The 19,396-nt window shown below is 49.9% G+C and carries 16 protein-coding genes; 8 read left to right on the top strand and 8 right to left on the bottom strand.

What is annotated here, in order from left to right:
• Positions 1–20: 20 nt before the first annotated feature.
• From RYZ59_RS12875 to RYZ59_RS12885, 3 genes are all read right to left on the bottom strand, one after another.
• Positions 21–1,676, bottom strand: coding sequence for a glucan biosynthesis protein (locus tag RYZ59_RS12875; RefSeq protein WP_318048285.1), 1,656 nt, complete (start codon positions 1,674–1,676; stop codon positions 21–23).
• Between the two features lie 193 nt (positions 1,677–1,869).
• Positions 1,870–3,213: a VOC family protein gene (locus RYZ59_RS12880; RefSeq protein ID WP_318048288.1), complete on the bottom strand. Its 1,344-nt coding sequence runs from the start codon at positions 3,211–3,213 to the stop codon at positions 1,870–1,872.
• A gap of 123 nt (positions 3,214–3,336) precedes the next feature.
• Positions 3,337–4,239: a manganese-dependent inorganic pyrophosphatase gene (locus RYZ59_RS12885; protein ID WP_318048290.1), complete on the bottom strand. Its 903-nt coding sequence runs from the start codon at positions 4,237–4,239 to the stop codon at positions 3,337–3,339.
• Between the two features lie 231 nt (positions 4,240–4,470).
• Here RYZ59_RS12885 and RYZ59_RS12890 point away from each other — a divergent pair, with 231 nt between their 5' ends.
• The 7 genes from RYZ59_RS12890 (at position 4,471) to RYZ59_RS12920 (ending at position 11,999) form a co-directional block, all read left to right on the top strand.
• Positions 4,471–5,394, top strand: coding sequence for a LysR substrate-binding domain-containing protein (locus RYZ59_RS12890; protein ID WP_318048292.1), 924 nt, complete (start codon positions 4,471–4,473; stop codon positions 5,392–5,394).
• Between the two features lie 378 nt (positions 5,395–5,772).
• Positions 5,773–6,333, top strand: coding sequence for a fimbrial protein (locus RYZ59_RS12895; protein WP_318048295.1), 561 nt, complete (start codon positions 5,773–5,775; stop codon positions 6,331–6,333).
• A 78-nt stretch (positions 6,334–6,411) separates the two neighbouring features.
• Positions 6,412–7,134: a fimbria/pilus periplasmic chaperone gene (locus RYZ59_RS12900; protein WP_318048297.1), complete on the top strand. Its 723-nt coding sequence runs from the start codon at positions 6,412–6,414 to the stop codon at positions 7,132–7,134.
• Positions 7,135–7,159: 25 nt separating this feature from the next.
• Entirely contained in the window at positions 7,160–9,745 is a 2,586-nt protein-coding gene (locus RYZ59_RS12905; RefSeq protein WP_318048298.1) for an outer membrane usher protein, read from the top strand.
• Positions 9,746–9,748: 3 nt separating this feature from the next.
• Positions 9,749–10,309: a fimbrial protein gene (locus RYZ59_RS12910; protein WP_318048300.1), complete on the top strand. Its 561-nt coding sequence runs from the start codon at positions 9,749–9,751 to the stop codon at positions 10,307–10,309.
• Between the two features lie 8 nt (positions 10,310–10,317).
• Positions 10,318–10,905 carry a fimbrial protein gene (locus RYZ59_RS12915; protein ID WP_137381787.1) on the top strand — a complete coding sequence of 196 codons (588 nt, stop codon included), beginning with the start codon at positions 10,318–10,320 and terminating at the stop codon, positions 10,903–10,905.
• A gap of 20 nt (positions 10,906–10,925) precedes the next feature.
• Positions 10,926–11,999 (top strand): pilus assembly protein FimA, encoded by a 1,074-nt coding sequence (locus RYZ59_RS12920; protein WP_137381786.1) that lies wholly within the window; start codon positions 10,926–10,928, stop codon positions 11,997–11,999.
• 49 nt (positions 12,000–12,048) lie between these two features.
• Here the strand turns inward: RYZ59_RS12920 and RYZ59_RS12925 are convergent, their stop codons facing one another.
• From RYZ59_RS12925 to RYZ59_RS12935, 3 genes are all read right to left on the bottom strand, one after another.
• Entirely contained in the window at positions 12,049–13,737 is a 1,689-nt protein-coding gene (locus RYZ59_RS12925; protein WP_318048303.1) for a methyl-accepting chemotaxis protein, read from the bottom strand.
• A 169-nt stretch (positions 13,738–13,906) separates the two neighbouring features.
• Positions 13,907–15,025 (bottom strand): S-(hydroxymethyl)glutathione dehydrogenase/class III alcohol dehydrogenase, encoded by a 1,119-nt coding sequence (locus tag RYZ59_RS12930; RefSeq protein ID WP_318048305.1) that lies wholly within the window; start codon positions 15,023–15,025, stop codon positions 13,907–13,909.
• 32 nt (positions 15,026–15,057) lie between these two features.
• Entirely contained in the window at positions 15,058–15,333 is a 276-nt protein-coding gene (locus RYZ59_RS12935) for a metal/formaldehyde-sensitive transcriptional repressor (RefSeq protein ID WP_012132328.1), read from the bottom strand.
• A 1,072-nt stretch (positions 15,334–16,405) separates the two neighbouring features.
• Here RYZ59_RS12935 and RYZ59_RS12940 point away from each other — a divergent pair.
• Complete coding sequence (locus tag RYZ59_RS12940) at positions 16,406–17,497, top strand: YadA C-terminal domain-containing protein (protein WP_202038573.1); 1,092 nt, start codon at positions 16,406–16,408, stop codon at positions 17,495–17,497.
• A gap of 146 nt (positions 17,498–17,643) precedes the next feature.
• On the opposite strand, the gene RYZ59_RS12945 is transcribed toward RYZ59_RS12940, so the two are convergent.
• Together RYZ59_RS12945 and RYZ59_RS12950 are read right to left on the bottom strand one after the other, a co-directional pair.
• On the bottom strand, positions 17,644–18,954 hold the full coding sequence (locus RYZ59_RS12945) for a Y-family DNA polymerase (protein WP_318048310.1): 1,311 nt from the start codon (positions 18,952–18,954) through the stop codon (positions 17,644–17,646).
• Positions 18,954–19,373 (bottom strand): translesion error-prone DNA polymerase V autoproteolytic subunit, encoded by a 420-nt coding sequence (locus tag RYZ59_RS12950; protein WP_318048313.1) that lies wholly within the window; start codon positions 19,371–19,373, stop codon positions 18,954–18,956. The genes RYZ59_RS12945 and RYZ59_RS12950 overlap by 1 nt, the downstream gene beginning before the upstream one ends.
• Between the last annotated feature and the right edge of the window lie 23 nt (positions 19,374–19,396).

The following is a 19,396-nucleotide window of genomic DNA, read 5'->3' on the forward strand; positions in this document are numbered from 1 at the left end:
GAGAGCCATCAGAAGAGCAATTAACGCATTTCACGGTCGTCAACGTACTGACGTTTATCCGGTGCAGGCGGGAAGTACTGATACAGCCAGGTTTCACTGATAGCATCGCCCTGGCAGCGCAGGAACATGCGCATATCGACCGGGTCGGTTGAATCGGAGGTTGGATACCAGTCAAACTGGATACGATAGCCGTCGATAGGCTCCACGTAGAGAATTTCAATCTGATTCGCTTCGCCGCTGGAGAGCGTAATGACCGGTTCAATTCCCTTCGGCGCTGCCGCTTTCAGGTCTCCCCCCACGAAATCAACGGCAAAACGACGTGCCCATTTTTCTGGATAATGTTCGCCCGGAGCCCATCCTTCCGGGAAGCCACCCATACCGGTGCGGGTTGCCATCACACGGGCCAGCGGCGAACGTACCGGTGGTTGTGCGCTCCAGTACAGGCGATATTTGAATTCCAGATCGTCACCGGCTTTGATGGCTTTATCCGGCTGCCAGAAGCAGACGACGTTATCCAGCGTTTCACCCGTCGTCGGGATCTCCATCAGGCCGATGGTCCCCTTGCCCCACTGGTTTCGTGGTTCAACCCACAGGCTTGGCCGCTTGTTGTACCAACCCATGATGTCCTGGTAATGAGAGAAGTCACGATCGAGCTGCAGTAAGCCAAACCCTCTCGGGTTGTTATCGGTATAGGCATTGAACTGCAGTTTTTGCGGGTTATTCAGCGGACGGCAGATCCACTCACCATTGCCTCGCCACATAGCCAGACGGTCGGAGTCATGAATTTGCGGGTGAATGGTGTCACACATCCGGCGTTCATTGTTACCACAGCTGAACATGCTGGTCATCGGCGCAATGCCGAGTTGCTTGATGTCTTTACGCGCATAGACATGATTCTGCACATCCATGATCACCTGCGTTTTCTCACAGTGGATCACAAACTTAAACGCGCCAGTCACGCTTGGGCTATCGAGCAGTGCATAAACAGTAAATGAAGTGGCGCCCGGTTTAACCGTTTCGAACCAGAATGCGGTGAAGTCAGGAAACTCTTCTTTGCTGTCGGTATACGTATCGACCGCCAGACCACGCGCCGACAAACCGTACTGATAGGTGTCATCTACGGCGCGAAAATAGCTGGCTCCCAGGAAGGACACTACATCACGACGGGCCAGTTCAGGCGCTTTGAACACGCGGAAACCGGCAAAACCGAGGTCAGTTTGCCCTTCCAGCTGTTTGGTATCGACACCGGCATCGTTGTACTTGAAAAGCTCCGGACGGAAGTGGATCTCACGCGCCATATGCGTACTGTCATCAACCGAGAACATGCGTACGCGGCGACGGAAGCCCATTCCTACATGGAAGAACTGCGCGTCAAGCTGACGATTTTCAACGTTGTTCCACAGTGACTGTTCTGCGTCGTACTGAATACTGTTGTAAGCCTGCGGCGTCAGTTTCGCCAGCGTATCCGGCAATGCGCGCGGCGCACCGCCCCACGGCTTCTGTGCTAAATCATGGGCCATCGACTGCAGAACGGAAAAATCAAAACGTACGGTTTTTCCGTCTGCAATGTCAGACTCTGCCGCATAGGCGGCGCGGGAAAAGAGTGATGCAATACCACTGGTTCCGCACACGGCGGCCACTGCCATTGAACCTTTAATAAATCGTCTGCGATTCATGCCTGAAAGTGAGTCCTTCTGGTCGTGTAAATGGTCCCGCGCCGGTCAAAATCTGCGGCAAGAGAGTGCACATTTCTGACCGCTCACTCTAGACAAAATTCATTAATAATCCAATTGTTGGTCGCCGATTATCTGTACAAAATCGAAAATATTTTATGTCGATGAGAACAGGCCGAATCCCGTGTAAATTCCGTTAAAGCAAACCACACCGCCGTTTACTGCGCTCTTCTGCCTCCTGATACAACACAAACTCATCATATACCGCGCAGCCCAGCGCCTGTTCAAAGGCATCGCGGCTGGAATTACCGTGGCTGCGCGCCTGTGTTTCATTACCCAGATTAGACTGGAAAATCCCTGCAGCGCTCACCGGCAAGAAATCTTCGTAGGTGATGGGCTGAGCAACCAGCCAGCCCCGCTCGATGAGCGGTTGAGGATCGTCATCCGGGCGAATAGCCTGGCGATGCGCTTCGCCCGACGGCGTCAGACGATAACGGAACCAGGCCAGTCCCTGTTGGCGCAGCAGAAACTCGCTGTCCGGGAACGCCTTAAACACGTCCTGAAGATGCAGCTGGTGCGTCAGGTTATCTTTCCCGGTCCCCGCTTTACTCAACAGTTCGTCGTACAACACCCGGCCCTTTGGCGTCAGCGCCACACCACGTTGCTCAATTTCGCCAAAACGTGCTGTGTGCGTTCCACGCATTTCGCCGGCAAACAACACCGGCTCTTCCAGCGCCTTAAAGCTGGTCTGGCGCAGCAAGATGGGCACCTCGCGCCGTGGTGGGCCTTCAATGAGAATTTTCGGTGTAATACCGCACTCCGGCATCATCGACTGTACCCGATCGATATCCAGCGTGCGCGGCGTCAGGTGGTTGATATGGCAACCGGGAAAACAGACCACATCTGCAATCAGTCGATGCTCGTTATGCAAGGCATGATACGTTTGCTCGTCTACGGTGGCGTGTTGATGCCAACGGAACGTTTCCAGTGCCTCATGCACAAATTCCTGGGCTTGTGCAGGTGTGAAACTGCCCTGTGCATCAAACTCATCCAGCAATTCGTGACAACGACGTGTGAAAATATCACGCTTTGCGAGGATCTCCGCTGCCTGCTGGCGCAACACCACGTTCTCGATTAATTCGAGGCGTAATAGTGACGTAAATACCCGAAACGGGTTGCGCGAAAGCGAGGCATCGTCGATGGGGCGAAACGCCGTGGAATGGACGGGGACGCCCGCCTGGGAGAGATCGTAATAGCTGACCGGATAAATGCCCATAATGGCAAACATCCGCCGCAGTGTAGACAACTCCTGCGCCGTACCGACCCGGATAGCCCCATGTCGTTCAACATTGAGCCGCGCCAGTTCATCCGCATTGGCCAGTTTTTCATGCAGCGTCGGGTTATTTTCCAGTACCGCCAGATTCACATCAGCGACAAGTTCCAGCAACGTGCCATACTGCGGGACTTCCTGCTGGTACATTGCTGACATTGCCTGCGAAAATTGTTCCCGAATCTCATCTGCCGTGATGGTGTTCGCCATAATGTCATGCCTCCAGTGAATATTACCTGGAGTGTAGAAAACACCGCTGAGTCCGGTGGGAAGAATTTACAAACTGTGATCCCGCATAAATTCCCCCCTCCCACCAGGACAGTGAACTGCAGCTTACTGACGTGCTTTTAAATGACTTTCCAGCCATGGCAGCATCTGTTTTTTACGACTGAGCATACCTTCGACCTTGCAGGGTTGCGGTAATTCTGACAACTCAGATCCAGCAAACCACAGGCTGGTATCGCCAAGATTGATGTCCGTCAGCATCAGTACCACCAGCGCAGCCTGATTTTCCTCAGCATAGTGGGTCATCTCCTCGCGGAGATCGTCCAGCACACCGTCAACCTGGCACAGTGCATACAGCTCGAGTTGCGCCACGCAGACTTTATGCCCATGAATGGTGAACGTTTTAATGTCTTTATGCAGCAGCTCACGGGCACTCATGCCTTCGACGCTGGTTTTGGCCGACAGCAGATCACGGCTAAACGCGTCCAGATCCACACCCGTTTTTTGGGCCAGCGCCCCTACCGCCTGGCTGTCATCCGGCGTGGTAGTGGGCGAGCGAAGCGTGACAGTGTCACTTAGAATAGCCCCCAGTAGCAAAACAGCCTCAGCAGACGACAGCTGGCTGCGCTCGTCATCCGTCATCAGTTGCCACAACAGCGTCGCACTGCTGCCAACAGGCTTAACCCAAACCTCTGGAGGAAGACGAGTCACTAATCCGCCAAGTCGATGATGGTCGATGATACCGACGACATTGCTCTCAGACAGCGATTCCGGTCCTTGCGTCGGTTCGGTGAAATCGACCACCCACACATCCAGATCGGTCAGCGGAAACGTGAGTCGTTCGGGCATGTCCAGTCCTGCATGCGCAAAGATAAATTGCGTTTCGCGGTTAGGTTCCCCCGCACGCCATGCCGTCGCCTGCTGGCCGCGTAACGTAAGCCAGCGAGCTGTCATTGCCGCGGTGCAAATGGCATCGCTATCGGGGTTAAGGTGCCCTATTACATGGATCATTGGTGAGTGCCTTGTGATGATTGATGATGAAAAAGCGAACCATTGTCCGAGTATAACGACTGGCTACCTTCCCTTCCATGATCCCACCACGCGGTCACGCTGTACAAAACATAAGCAAAATAAATCAGTTGTAAGTAAAACGCGTTAAATGTTAATAATATTTTGCTATCAAGTTATCAAAAACAAACAACTTCACTTGTCACCGATACGGCTCTGTTTTTAACATCGCTTATGGAAAAAAATGTTCTGTTCAATCAGCGCATTCGCTTGCGCCATCTTCATACTTTTGTCGCCGTTGCCCAACAGGGAACGTTGGGGCGTGCGGCCGAAACCCTTAACCTGAGTCAACCAGCCCTCTCCAAAACGCTGAACGAACTGGAGCAACTGACCGGAACCCGACTCTTTGAACGCGGTCGCCTTGGCGCGCAGTTAACGTTGCCCGGCGAACAGTTTCTTACCCACGCGGTAAGAGTGCTGGATGCGCTCAATACTGCCGGACAGGCGTTAAACCAGCGAGAGGAGTCGCAGACGGATGTCGTACGAATTGGAGCCTTACCCACCGCTGCGTTGGGTATTCTTCCGGCGGTAATTGGTCCGTTCCATAAGCAGCAAATGGAGACTACGCTGCAAGTTGCCACCATGAGTAATCCCATGATTCTGGCTGGCTTAAAATCCGGGGAGATCGACCTCGGTATCGGTCGGATGGCCGATCCGGAATTAATGGTTGGTCTGAATTACGAGCTGTTGTTTCTTGAGTCGCTCAAACTGGTTGTGCGGCCGAATCATCCATTGTTGCAAGAGACCATCACGCTGAGTCGGGTAATGGAATGGCCCGTTGTGGTGTCACCCAAAGGAACTGCTCCTCGTCAGCACGCGGAGACGCTGCTGCAAAGCCAGGGTTGCAAAATGCCGCCAGGCTGCATCGAAACGCTATCTGCATCGCTTTCCCGCCAACTCACGGTTGACTACGACTATGTGTGGTTTGTGCCTTCAGGCGCAGTACGGGAAGATTTACGCCAGGCGACGCTGGTATCATTGCCGATTCCCGCCCACGGGGCGGGTGAACCTATTGGCATTCTTACCCGTGTAGACGTTCAGCTCTCCTCTGCCGCGCAAATCCTCATTGGCGCAATACGCAAAACCGTACCGTTTTGATTATTTAGGCAGACCTGTCGTTACCGACAAGTCCTGCCTACGTAAAAGTGCAGAAAAACATTCGCGGAATATATCTAATAAGCCGCACCTTTTCTTACAAGTAAATTAAGCAATACTTACTTTAGGTGGTGTTTTCAGCGAACAATATCTGTTGAAATCCCCCACCATAATCCGCAGCTCTGAAAATTTCCTTTTAAAATTCATAAAGAAATAGGAAATATTAATTTAATATATTGTACAGCACACATACACTAATCTGTTACTAACTCTCCCTAAATAAATCCTCAAAAAAGAATCACTCTTCCTCATCTACTGTTCAACTATAAACCGGAGCCATATAATCCTTACGTCATTTAACCTGTTATTAAGGAAAATAACATGAAATCTCTTACTTATTTAAGTGTAGCAGCGGCTCTGGTCGCAGGTGTGACTTTTCAGGTGCAGGCGGCTGATTCTGACGCAGCAAACATCGATTTTGTGGGAAACATTACAGCATCAACCTGTGATGTCAGCATTGATGGTGTTTCCGCATCAAAAGAAGTTCAGCTTCGTGATGTCACTGTTCAAGTAATGCAAGCAGCCGTCACTAATCCAGTGATGAAGACCAACTTCCAGATTACCGTTAAAAACTGCGCAACGGCACCGACTGGCGGTAAAGTAAAAGGGCAATTCTCAACAACAGGCAATTTTAATAGCACAACTAACGCGTTGTTAAACACTGTTGCTGCAGGTGATAAAGATGCTGGCTTCCAGGTAGAAGACACCAATACGAATACTATCATCGATTTCAACTCTGCAACGCCGCAGTCTGAAGCCAATTATGATGCCGATAACGGGGCAGTATTTGACTATACCGTTGGCTATATCTATTCAGGTTCCGGCACCCCGCAAGTTGGACAAGTTAAAGCAAATACCACCTTTACAACGACCTATCCTTAATAATTTTTAAAAGCTTAACAACCCTACTGCAATCTTATCAATTTGGGGTTGCAGTCATTAACATTAGAAACGAATAATATGATTTCAAAAAAAGCATTCATGATGATTATGTTTTCATCAGCCATTTCGTTCAGTTATTCGGCTACCGCCAGCCTGGTAATTAATGCAACTCGTGTTATTTATCTTTCTAATGCCAAAGAAGCATTAGTTAAAATGGTTAACCAGGGCCAGCAACCGTTATTAATACAGTCATGGTTAGATGATGGCCATGAAGATGGCGATCCACAAACCTTAGATATCCCTTTTATCGCTTCGCCACCAGTAAGCCGCGTCGACCCCAAACAAGGACTAACCGTACGCTTAAACTGGGATGGTCAGCCTTTGCCCTCCGACCGTGAAAGTGTTTATTGGTTTAACGCGCTTGAAATCCCCGGAAAAAACAAAGATGCAGCCAAATCAAATCAACTGCAAATTGCGCTTAAAACGCGTATCAAAGTGTTTTACCGCCCGGCCACCCTCCCCGGTTCACCTGACGAGGCCATTCAACATCTGAAATGGAGTCTGGCAAACAAGGGCAAACAAATCTGGGCGACGGCAAAAAATGACTCCCCTTACTTTGTCTCGCTGGTCGGTGCGAAGATTATCTCTGGGGGTAAAAAATACAGTATTGAACCCGATATGGTCGCCCCCTTTTCCAGCGCAAGCTATGAAGTGAAATCACTCACTACCCCGCGTTTTGAATCCGTGTCATGGACTGCTGTCAATGATTACGGTGGCAACGTTGACGCAACAGGAAAATAATAAAATTCGCGCAAGGATTGCCCTAATGTTGATGTCAAAACGCCGCCTGGCCACTTCTGTATGGGTATTGCTGGTTGTTTGTCAGACAGGATTTGCTGACGATAACTACATTGAATTCAACGATGACTTTATCTTCAGCAACGCAGGTAAAAAATCGACAATCGACGTATCACAATATGCGCGCGGCAACCCGGTGAAACCGGGTGTTTATACCGTCTCTATATGGATTAACGGTGAGCAACAACAGACTACAAAGATCCAGTTTATTGATAATCACACCCCAAACGCGTCTCCCTGTCTGACGCGTGAAGTGCTCGATGAAGCGAACGTCGATGTAAGCAAACTCCCCACGGAAAATGCAGACGAAGGTGAGTCACAATGCTACATGCTGGCAGACTATTACCCCTCATCCAGCGTGAGTTACGATCCCAACTCGCAGATTCTGATGCTCACCATTCCACAGCTGTTTCTCGTCAGCCACCCCGCGGGTTATGTTAATCCTGCACGTTGGGATGCCGGTATACCTGCTGCAATACTGAACTGGAACTTCAGCGGCTATCACAGTGAAAATGAGGGCAGCACCTCTGACAGTGGCTATCTGGGACTTGGCTATGGTCTCAATTTGGGGGCATGGCGGTTACGCTCCAGCGGCGCGCTGAACTGGACAAAAGACGATAGCGCAACCTGGGACAACTACGACCTCTATCTGGCACGCGACTTACCGTCCATCCGGGCGCAAATGGAACTGGGTCAGGTGACCTCTCGTAGCGAAGTGCTGGATAGTATCGGCATTAAAGGCGTACACCTTTATAACGACAAACGAATGGACCCCCATGATGGACGATACGTCCCGGTCATCAACGGCGTAGCGAACAGTAATGCTAAAATTACCGTACGACAGCAGTCGCGCATCATCTATGAGACCACCGTTCCCCCTGGTCCTTTTGCCCTGAAGGATTATTATTTGGCCATCAACGGTGCTGACCTCGACGTTACTGTAGAAGAGGCTGATGGCTCAAAACGCATGTTTACCGTGCCGTATGCTTCGGTCGCGCAATTGATGACTAAAGGTGAAGTCGACTGGGATTTTGCCGTTGGGACATTAGATGATGACAGCGACGATGATTCCCCGTGGGTGCTCACCACCAACGGTAATTATGGATTGAGCGATATTTTCACGCTATATGGCGGCATCCAGTCAATGGAAGAAGACTACCTGGCTGGGATGCTGGGTCTTGCTATGAACACCCGTCTTGGTGCCATCGCAGTCGATGTTATCCACTCTCGTGCGTCACTTGATGATATTGGAGTCCTGCAAGGGCAGAGTTACCGTTTAAGCTACAGTAACGTACTGGAGGCAACACGGACTAACTTCAGCTTTAGCGCCTATCGTTACAGTACCAAAGACTATCTCTCCCTTAATGACGCCATCTCTTTGCAAAATAGTATCGATAGCTATAGCGACGATCACGATACTAACCCTAACGATGCGTATCGCAACAACTACAGCCATTCTAAAAATGAGCTACAGGCTAACATCAATCAGCCCATTACCCTTAACGGCGAAGATTACGGCGCATTTTATCTCAGCGGCACCTGGACGAGTTATTGGGGTAACTCAGACAAAACGTCTCAATATTCGCTGGGCTACAGCAATACTTTCCGCTCCATTTCATGGAGTATCTCGCTGCAGCGCAGTTATAACGAATGGGGCGATGAAGATGACAGCCTGTACGTTGGGTTGAGTATTCCTTTTGGTAGCAATGCTCAGAACGATCAGCCGGCCTTCTCCAGTCTGAGCCTCAACGCCAATAGCGACTTTGGCGGCAATAACGGTTTCACCAGTACAGCCAGCGGCAACAGTAGCAATAGTAGATGGAACTACAGCCTCAGTACCACCGCTAACCAGAACAGCCAGGGAGAGGATACCTATTCCGTAAGTGGGTATTCCACCTATAACGGCGCGCATGGGGCAACCAGCGTTTCCGCTACGGTCGATAAAAAACATAATCAGCAATATTCCTTAAACAATAACGGCGGGGTGCTGTTACACAGCGGTGGATTGACGCTCTTACCGGGCAATGTCAACACACAAAGCGCCATCGCGCTTATTGAAGCGAAAGGCGCAGATGGCGCTACCACCAGCAATGGTTATGGCGAGATTGACAGCGCAGGATATGCCGTCGCTACCAGCCTGACCCCTTACGCTGAGAATACCGTCGGACTGGATCTCAGCACCATCAAGGCGGACGTTGAAGTAAAAAACACCTCGGCCGCCGTGGTGCCGCGCGATGGCGCTGTGGTGAAGGTCACCTTCGCCACCCAGCAAGGGCAATCGGTATTTGTCACTCTGAAGCGCAGCGATAACAGCTTTATTCCTCTGGGGGCCAATATTCTTAACGAACAGGGTGAATCCGTTGGCGCAATGGGTCAGGCAGGCCGCGCTTTTTTGCGCGGTATCGAACAACGAGGCAGTTTGAAGGTTATTTGGGGAAGCGATGCGGCAAGTTATTGCGATGTAACCTATCAACTCCCCGATGCACCCGCAATGATAGGTAAATCAATCCGTCTGGATACCTTAGTGTGTCAGATGCCAGAAGCTGGGAAATAGTTTATGCGCCGTGTAATGCTTATCTCTTTATTGTTATGTAGCTCATCGCTTTTCGCCGCGGATGTGACGGTGAATTTCAAAGCCAACTTACTCGCCACAACCTGTACCATTAATATTGTGGTCGGAAGTAGTAAAGCAGTGAACCAGACCATCGACTTTGGCGTATTAACATGGGCCGAAATAGAAGCACAGGGTAGCAATATTCGGAAAGATTTTTCTCTGGAATACAGTGATTGCTATATCACGAAGTCCGGAACGAAAACCGCGCAGACGTTGAACTGGATGCAAACCTTACCAAAGGCCAGCTCTTCATGGAATGGATATCCGACAGAAATGAAAGGTGGACATGTGGGCGTTGCAGGCGTGCTGTATCGTACCAGTAATCTCAATACGCCGTTGCCGCTCGGCGTAAACAATACTGAAAAAATAATCTGGAGCAGCACAGAGCGCAGCAACGGTAAGTTGCCGTTATCCCTATTTCTACGCCCAACATCTTATCCTGGCACCCCTACGACTTCGGGGATGTACAGTGCGACATTAACATTCACCACGACCTATCAGTAGGAGCCACCGTGAAATATATACCCGGAGTCTTATTATTGATATCCACGCCGTTATGGGCAGCGGTCACGACCAACACCAATGTACTCACGATAAGCGCGGAGGTGGTTAGCGGTAGCTGTAATATCAGTGCATCCGATGTTGATTTAGGCGATCTGGAGGCAAGTGCTTTCGCCAGCGGTGGCGCGTGGGCGAATCTATCCGCCACTGCGGTGGGCAATGTGGCTACAAAGTCGCTGAAGATAAGCGCACGCTGCGACTCCGGTTCCGTCGCCAAAACGCTAGTGTTGAGCTTTAAGCCGCAAAAAGCACAACTCAACGGCAACCAGATATTCCCTAATGAATATATCGGCCCTACGGGGCAGGTAACGGCGTCAACGGCGGCAGACAATGTCGGGGTGGTGGTTTTTAGCAGCGCAAATATTAATGTCCTCAATAGTGACAACACCTCGGCCGTCAACTTCACCAATTATATTGGTTCTGCCACTACCGATACCGATTATACCTTTAAAGTTCGATATCAAAGGGTGAATGCCGCAAAACCAGTTACACCAGGTGGTGTATTAAGCCAGGTACAAATTAGCGTGAGCTATAAATAATAAATACAGGGTTAGCTGATATGAAAACAGCGATTATTCGTAGAGTTTTGTCACTGTTCTTTTTGTTGCAAGTGATTATTGCATTTCCCACCTGGGCACTGGAATGCCCTCTGGATCAGAATTATGATATAAGCCTGAATGCAGGCACCATTAATATCGATAATTCAATTTTCTCACCCAATAGCAATATTGATGTAAAGCTGGCTGATATTACTGTGGGGGGGCAAGCTAAGGTGACTTGTAGTACGGGTAATGATGGTTCCGACTGGTGGGGTTGGGCAAATAATACTGCGGGGGTCCAATCTGATTCCTGGACAACCCAAGGTTTCAATTCGAGCACAACTTATACCTATAACAGAGGGTTTTGGCCTACGACGATTCCCGGCATTTACTATACCGTCTATGTGCCAGGGGGGAGTGACGGCGTATATTTACCCTCTTCTACATCCGCGACTCGAATGATGGATGTAAATATGAGCCTTAAAGAGTATATGTTCATGAACATACACGTTCAAATATGGCAGCGAGGTATAGTAACAGCGGTGGGTGATGCGAAGCCAACACAGAGTGGGTTGTTAGGAACAATTCGAGCTGGTGATGATGGTAACCCCCTGCTTAAGATCAACGTGAGTAGCAGCTCTTTTACTGTAAAATTCCAGACACCAACCTGCAATTTATCCGTCTCCCCCACCACCATCGACTTTGGCGATGTGGGTAATATAAACTACAGAAAAGGCTTCACGTTGAAAAACAGCGGTTGTGTTAATGCCTCAGGCGTTACCCTTAAACTAACCTCAACCAAAGTCATTTCGGATAATAACGGATTGGGTATTTTGGCCAATACCACGACTGGCACCTCAGCGGCGGGAGGACGGGGGGTGGCGGTTTCTTACGAGGATGGTTCACCTCGGAAATATTTGTCAGCAAATGACGCCAACTCTTCCGTCACCATCGATTTTGGCAGCATCGTAACGGCGAAAGATATTCCGATGGCGGGGCTATTCACCTGTGCTTCGGCTACCCAAGGTACCTGCGATGATTATACCCCCGGTGCGTTCACGGCCTCAGGGGTCATCAGCGCAACCTATAAGTAAGCGGGTCACCCGGTAATTCAGAGAACCGAATTACCGGATTGCTGACCTATCAGAAAGTTTCCCAATTATCCGTATTTATCGCACTTGACCGTGGTGATGAAGGTACTGGATTAACAACGGCTGCAACGCGTTTTATCGCACTTGTGCCCTGCAGGCGAAACGTGCCGACGGCTTCAGTTAAACGTGCCGCCTGCTCTTCCAGCGATGCCGCTGCAGCCGACGCTTCTTCAACCAGAGAGGCGTTTTGCTGCGTCACTTTATCCATCTCTGAAATCGCCTGACTTACCTGCACGATACCCCGGCTCTGTTCATCAGAGGCCGCTGCAATCTCCAGCATAATATCGGTGACACGTTTTACCGCATCAACGATATCCGTCATGGTATTACCCGCAGCCACAACTTCACCGGACCCTTGATCAATCAGGCGCACTGACTCACTGATCAATCCTTCAATCTCTTTCGCTGCCTGGGCGCTACGGCTTGCCAGCGTGCGAACTTCGCTGGCGACGACGGCAAATCCACGCCCTTGCTCTCCTGCCCGTGCCGCTTCCACCGCCGCATTCAGCGCCAGAATATTGGTCTGGAAGGCAATGCTGTTGATGACAGCGGTAATTTCAGAGATTTTTTTCGAGCTGGTCGAGATATTGCCCATGGTTTTCACTACGCCAGAAACCATCTGCCCACCGCGACTGGCCTTGCCGGAAGCATCTTCCGCCAGCTTGCTCGCATGGTGCGCGTTGTCCGCGTTTTGTTTCACCGTCGCAGTCAGTTCTTCCATGCTGGCTGCCGTTTGTTCAATCGCCGCGGCCTGTTCTTCAGTACGTGATGACAGATCAGTATTGCCCGCCGAGATTTCACTGGTGCCGCGATAAATTTCTTCCGCCCCCTGACGCACCGTGCCCACGGTTTTCACCAGCGAATGCTGCATCGTCTGAAGATGACGACTCAGGCGACCAATCTCACTGCGCCCGGTGGGTTCATCCCGCATGGTCAGATCGCCTGCTGAAATTTGCTCAATACGCTGGGCCGCACGCAACAGTGGATGAATCACGGTACGACGCAGGACAACAAACGTTATCACGGTTAACACCAGTGCCAGAATGAATGCGCCCAGCATAAAGGCCATGCCGATTTGGGTACGATAGTGGGCCTGCTCACTGAGGTTATTAGCCCTGGCAGTACGAATTTCTATGGCCTTCAGCAACACCTTGTTATAAGCCGTATCCAGCGGCCTGGCGTGTTCATTTTCATGGTTGATAATTGCTTCAAACATGCCGTTTCTGGCATATTTCAGCATCGGCTGCAGACCGTCGATATAAGCTTTGAAACTGGCGCTCAGTTCAGCGTCTAAGGCTTCGTCCTCCGACGTTTTCACGACGCGAGACAGATAGGCAGAAAAACCATCCTGCGATTGCTTAATGCGTTTTTCCGCCTCGGCGATATTGGCCTTCATATCATCCATTTCGGCAATGCGACTCGCTGCACCGGCGTGGATCATATTGATACGGGCTGTGCGTAGGTGATTGGAACTGTTAGATAACCCCATCCTGACCTGAATCTCATCGGTCACATCGCGCTGATCGCGATCGGCCTGCATAAGAAAATAGCTTGCCAGCCCGGAACTCAAAGCAAACAGCAGAAGGATGCCACCGAGAATGGAGGAAAACAGCGGAACCAGTCTGATTTGATGCAGAAAGCCCAGTTTATTCTGGGCTTGCATCGATATTGTATTGTCCATGACCGTCGACTCTCTTGTAGGGTTTATGCGTGAAAACACGCCCATTAGATAGTCATCGGCAATTCATAAAGTTTACTTACCGTGAAAAGCGCAAGATTCGTCACACTTTCACAACATCATTCAAAGAAATTCAGGAAAGTGCCAGCGGTGAATTCCGCTGGCCAATGAATCAGTTATCGCCAAAGTGGATAACGGTACGAATGGACTTACCCTGATGCATTAAATCAAACGCTTCGTTGATCTGCTCCAGCGGTAAGCGATGGGTAATAAACGGGTCCAACTGGATTTTCCCGCTCATCGCATCTTCAACCATTCCAGGCAGCTGTGTACGCCCTTTCACGCCGCCAAACGCCGACCCGCGCCACACACGCCCGGTCACCAACTGGAACGGACGCGTTTTGATCTCTTGCCCTGCTCCCGCCACGCCGATGATGATGCTTTCACCCCATCCTTTATGGCAGCATTCCAGCGCCGCACGCATGACATTTACGTTACCAATACATTCAAAGCTGAAGTCCACACCGCCGTCGGTAAGCTCGACAATCACATCCTGAATCGGTTTATCATAATCGGTTGGGTTGATGAAGTCGGTCGCGCCCATTTCACCCGCCAGCTTGAATTTTTCCGGGTTAGTATCAACCGCCAAAATACGTCCGGCTTTCGCCTGTGCCGCGCCCTGAATCACCGCCAGACCAATGCCGCCAAGACCAAATACGGCCATGGTATCGCCTTCTTTCACTTTCGCCGTGTTATGTACTGCCCCGATCCCGGTGGTTACGCCACAGCCCAGCAGACACACTTTATCCAGCGGCGCTTGCGGGTTAACCTTCGCCAGAGAGATCTCTGCGCAAACGGTGTATTCACTGAAGGTACTGGTCCCCATATAGTGATAGATGGGTTCGCCGTTATAAGAAAAACGCGTAGTGCCATCCGGCATCAGGCCTTTACCCTGGGTAGCACGTACGGCCTGACACAAGTTAGTTTTGCCAGACTTACAGAACTTACACTCACCACATTCTGCCGTGTACAGCGGGATCACATGGTCGCCCGCTTTCAGAGTGGTGACACCCTCACCCACTTCAACCACGATACCGCCGCCTTCATGGCCGAGTACTGCCGGAAACACACCTTCCGGATCGTCGCCAGAGAGCGTAAAAGCGTCAGTATGGCACACGCCTGTGTGGGTAATTTTAACCAGCACTTCACCTTTCTTTGGTGGTGCGACGTCGATTTCGACAATTTTTAACGGCTGGCCGGGGCCGAATGCAACTGCTGCACGTGATTTCATTTGTCTCTTCCCATTATTGCGAGGTGATGGTGTTATTTTAGATAAGCGCGCAGAAGATGGCCGATTTCAGCCATGCGCACAGCACGCTGGTCTGGGGTTGTATCCCCGCTGACCAGTTCATCTTTCAGGTGGATCTCAACCATTTCGCCCATCAGGCCATTGGATGCGCCGCGCACGGCGGCAATTTGTTGCAGGATCGCCAGACACGGCTCGCCGGACTCCAGCGCACGCTCAAGCGCATCGACCTGGCCGCGAATACGCCGCACACGGGTGAGAATGCGTTTTTTATCTTCAGGTGAATGCGGCATACGCCCTCCTAATACTATAGGGGGGTATACTATCAGAGTTTTTATATAATTGTAAAATATAAGATTTATTGAATATCAGTCGTTTAGATTAAGTTGCTCATCGCTTGCCACTCCGCCATCAACAGCACATTGCAGCGCGAAAGCCTCCAGCGACCACGCCTGCACCGTTTTACGTGTGATCTGCTAATCCCATAGACCGGACTTAACAACAAGTACGACGTGAATGCGGTTAGCGATGGGGTTTACGGAAATGAATATTTAAATATATTGCCATACATGTTAATTATTTATTCTAAATCAATATTAACAAAAATTATGTTGGTTAATTAAGTCTGACTATAAAATACAATTTTTTCAATTAATTGCTGACGTAATATTCTCTTGCCATTCGTTCTATTATTGAGGGAAGCTTATGTCATGGAATAAACACGAAGCGGTCTCGTATGCGCGAAGTCACGTACAAAAAAAAGCCAAGTCTATGTGCTCGAGCCGTTGCGGTGATTGATGCTTTACCAGGGCAAAATCCGTACGGGCACGCCTGTATTTACGATGGGTTGGGGACCAATGCACCAATAACTTAATTAACCAATCACCAAATCTAGGACTATTCTTAATTTTCTAAACAAGTAGAATTTTGGACATTTTTCAATATTGATTCTATCTGGCGTAGTGGTAATTTTCGTTCAATGAAATACTAACGAATAAGCAACGCATGACAATAATAACCAGCAAAACATTTAACCATCTAATCACTATCAATGGACTGCCGGGTTTCAAGGTACCCATCGCCCTTACCCACATCACGTCACAGGAAGCATAACTAACTGATACAAAAGAAAAGTAAACGGTAAGGTCGAGATAAAAAACCGTTTTCACTACACAGACTCTAATTCAGCACATCAGCTTTAATAATAAAAACATTGTATATGGTCTCTGTTGAAAATGCCGCTTCACGCACAGGACAAGAGAACATCAAAAAACGCCAGATAGTATTCTATCTAATTTTATTTACGTTGAAGTTCAAACAGCGCTCAACGCAATCTTAAACACTTATATATTAATGATGACATGTATGAAAACCAACTTAATTACTGCTATTACTCTCTCTTCTTTGCTATTGTCTGGAATTGCAGAAGCGGCTATCGGCACGACAACAAATGGTGTCACTACCTTTACCAAAACGCCTAATCCTGTCGGCACCATTACTATCACGGGTATTGATGGCGCAACGTACGATTTAGAAAACCTCCACGGGGCGATTGCGGGTCTTTCAGCAAATAAAGCCGATGTCACTCAGGCAAACAATATAGCTACCTTAGCAATTGCCAACCAACAGGCCATCACGCAACTCCAGCAGTCACAAGGTAATTTTGTCGATAAGCCAACCTATACTGCGGATAAAAACACCCAGGCAGCACTTGACCAACAACAGAATAACGATATCACACAAGCCATGCGGGACGCGGGGAATGCACAGAAAACCGCTGACAACAACACTAATGCCCTCAAAAACAAGGTTGATAGCAGCACGTTCAGCACCGATCAGCAGCGTCAGGATGGTGAATTACAGAAAGAAATCACCGATCGTACAGATGCTGATAACCAGCTCAGAACGGCAATCGGCACCAAAGCTGACGCAGCCCAGGTTGCCACTAACAAACAGGCCATCACAGATGAAGTGAAGACAGAAGCAACGCATTACCAGACGCTGACAGCGGGCCTGTCCCAAAAAGTTGCAGCTTCGTCGTTCGCTCAACGCTCGGCATCCGTCGATAAGTATCTGGCTGATGCCGCCGCTGAACGTGCAGCGACCAACGCGACGGTTGCGAAACACACCGACGAACTGGCCAATCATGAGCAACGCATCGAAACACTGGAGCAGAACACCAACGCTAACTTCGGTAAGCTGAAAAATGAAGTGGATCAAAACCGTAAACGCGCGTCCGCTGGCATCGCTGGTGTCGCAGCAATGGCGAATATCCCCCAGGTTATTGAGTCTCAGAGCGTCAACGTCGGCGCGGGTGTCGGTACGACGGATGGCGAAACAGCTTTGGCTGTCGGTTTCTCAGCCCGGGCATCAGAGCACGTTGTCGTTAAAGCGTCCGTTTCCAACGATACACAGCATAACTTTGTGGTTGGCGGCGGCATGTCTTATGGCTGGTAAGGAATAGGCCGTGGTCTGAACGCGTACTTATAGCGGCCACTTTTGATATCAACCACCACAGTATTTGCAGGAATTATCAGGTAAATAACGGGCCATAGCATGAAAAAGGCGGGATCTGTATCTTGCTTTTTCATGCTCCCGAAATGTCAGAGACACGCAATCGTAGATGTGGCATTACACCGTTGGAGATCCCCCACCCGCAGTAAATCACTGTATCTCGTCGTATAGCGAGGTGAGAGCATGTCTCGCTTCATTGCCCATGGTTGCTGTATCCCTTGTCCGGCAAACCAGAGCGTCCCTTTACCATTTTTAGCATTAAGCGTATCCAGAACCGTCATAAGTTTGTCGCTATTATGCCGCGGGACGTTTTCATCAAAAAGATTGAGCTGCGCCACACCGGAGCTGAAAAAATCCCCTAACATCACGCCTGCTTTTTGATAATGCCGCCCCTCTCGCCAGATGGCATCAAGGCAACGCGTCGCCGCACCAATAATATCCCGGCTGTCCTGGGTTGGCGTCAGTAGTTTTACCGACGCGTTGTTACCATAGTAAGGTTCGTTATGGGCAAATGGACTGGTTTTAATAAACGCAGAAATGAAGCGACAGAACTGGTGCTCTCCGCGCAACTTCTCCGCCGCACGTGAAGCATAGGTGCAAATAGCCTCCCGCATGGCATTATAATCCGTGAGCCGTACACCAAACGACCTTGAGCAGATGATTTCCTGCTTAACCGGCGCAAACTCATCCAGCGCCAGGCACGATTCGCCGCGCAATTCCCGTACGGTTCTTTCCAGCACCACGCTGAAATGTTTGCGGATAAAGCGAATATCGGTTTCAGCCAGGTCGCAAACCGTTTTAATGCCCATTGCATCCAGTTTCTTACCGATACGGCGACCAATGCCCCAGACTTCATCTACCGGAACGGCTGCCATCAGCTTGCGTTGGCGCTCGCTATTCGATAGATCGACCACGCTGCCCGTCTGATCCTGCCACTTTTTAGCCGCATAATTTGCCAGCTTAGCCAGTGTTTTGGTCTGAGCAATACCGACGCCCACCTTAAGATGCGTTTTCTGCAAAATAGCGTCCCTCATCTCGCAACCAAAATCAGTAAGATCTCTGCAGTTCCTCACCCCCGTCAAGTCACAGAACGCTTCATCAATACTATACCTTTCCACGCGCGGAGAGAGTTCCTCAAGGATGGACATGACTCTACTGCTCATATCCGCATACAGCTCGTAATTTGAGCTAAAACACGTCACACCGTAACGTCGGAACAACTCTTTTTGTTTGAAGTACGGCGCCCCCATTTGGATACCCAGTTTTTTGGCCTCCGCGCTGCAGGCAATAACACAGCCATCGTTATTTGAGAGAACCACCACCGGTTTATCACAGAGATCGGGCCGGAAAACGGTCTCACAGCTGGCGTAAAACGAATTTACATCGCAGAGCGCAAACATCAGCGCAGAGCCTTCACGGCATAGGTAACGACACCGAATACATTCAGTGATTCTTCACGACCGATAACGATCGGTGCATAAGCGCTGTTCATTGGAACGAGCTGTACCGTTGGACGAAGCTGCAGCCGCTTAACCGTGAACTCACCATCAACGGCAGCGATAATAATATCGCCATGTACCGCCGTCAGCGAACTGTCAACAACCAGCAAATCGCCATCATCGATCCCCCCCTCAATCATTGAATCCCCCGCGGCTTTCACGAAGTACGTGGCACTGGGATGCTGAATTAGCAATTCATTCAAATCGATGCCCCGCTCGACATAATCCGCAGCCGGGCTGGGAAACCCGCACTGAACAAGGTCACTAAACAAGGGAGCTGTATTGATTTCGCGGAGATCCGCTGGCTTGAGAAACAACATAATGACTCATCCAATATTAACTG

The sequence above is a fragment of the Citrobacter sp. HN-141 genome (assembly GCF_033341895.1).
Classification (GTDB): Bacteria; Pseudomonadota; Gammaproteobacteria; order Enterobacterales; family Enterobacteriaceae; genus Citrobacter.

Coding starts and splice junctions, on each gene's coding strand:
- RYZ59_RS12875 (WP_318048285.1), bottom strand. CDS start 1,676: ATGAATCGCAGACGATTTATTAAAGGTTCAATGGCAGTGGCCGCCGTG.
- RYZ59_RS12880 (WP_318048288.1), bottom strand. CDS start 3,213: ATGGCGAACACCATCACGGCAGATGAGATTCGGGAACAATTTTCGCAG.
- RYZ59_RS12885 (WP_318048290.1), bottom strand. CDS start 4,239: ATGATCCATGTAATAGGGCACCTTAACCCCGATAGCGATGCCATTTGC.
- RYZ59_RS12890 (WP_318048292.1), top strand. CDS start 4,471: ATGGAAAAAAATGTTCTGTTCAATCAGCGCATTCGCTTGCGCCATCTT.
- RYZ59_RS12895 (WP_318048295.1), top strand. CDS start 5,773: ATGAAATCTCTTACTTATTTAAGTGTAGCAGCGGCTCTGGTCGCAGGT.
- RYZ59_RS12900 (WP_318048297.1), top strand. CDS start 6,412: ATGATTTCAAAAAAAGCATTCATGATGATTATGTTTTCATCAGCCATT.
- RYZ59_RS12905 (WP_318048298.1), top strand. CDS start 7,160: ATGTTGATGTCAAAACGCCGCCTGGCCACTTCTGTATGGGTATTGCTG.
- RYZ59_RS12910 (WP_318048300.1), top strand. CDS start 9,749: ATGCGCCGTGTAATGCTTATCTCTTTATTGTTATGTAGCTCATCGCTT.
- RYZ59_RS12920 (WP_137381786.1), top strand. CDS start 10,926: ATGAAAACAGCGATTATTCGTAGAGTTTTGTCACTGTTCTTTTTGTTG.
- RYZ59_RS12925 (WP_318048303.1), bottom strand. CDS start 13,737: ATGGACAATACAATATCGATGCAAGCCCAGAATAAACTGGGCTTTCTG.
- RYZ59_RS12930 (WP_318048305.1), bottom strand. CDS start 15,025: ATGAAATCACGTGCAGCAGTTGCATTCGGCCCCGGCCAGCCGTTAAAA.
- RYZ59_RS12935 (WP_012132328.1), bottom strand. CDS start 15,333: ATGCCGCATTCACCTGAAGATAAAAAACGCATTCTCACCCGTGTGCGG.
- RYZ59_RS12940 (WP_202038573.1), top strand. CDS start 16,406: ATGAAAACCAACTTAATTACTGCTATTACTCTCTCTTCTTTGCTATTG.
- RYZ59_RS12945 (WP_318048310.1), bottom strand. CDS start 18,954: ATGTTTGCGCTCTGCGATGTAAATTCGTTTTACGCCAGCTGTGAGACC.
- RYZ59_RS12950 (WP_318048313.1), bottom strand. CDS start 19,373: ATGTTGTTTCTCAAGCCAGCGGATCTCCGCGAAATCAATACAGCTCCC.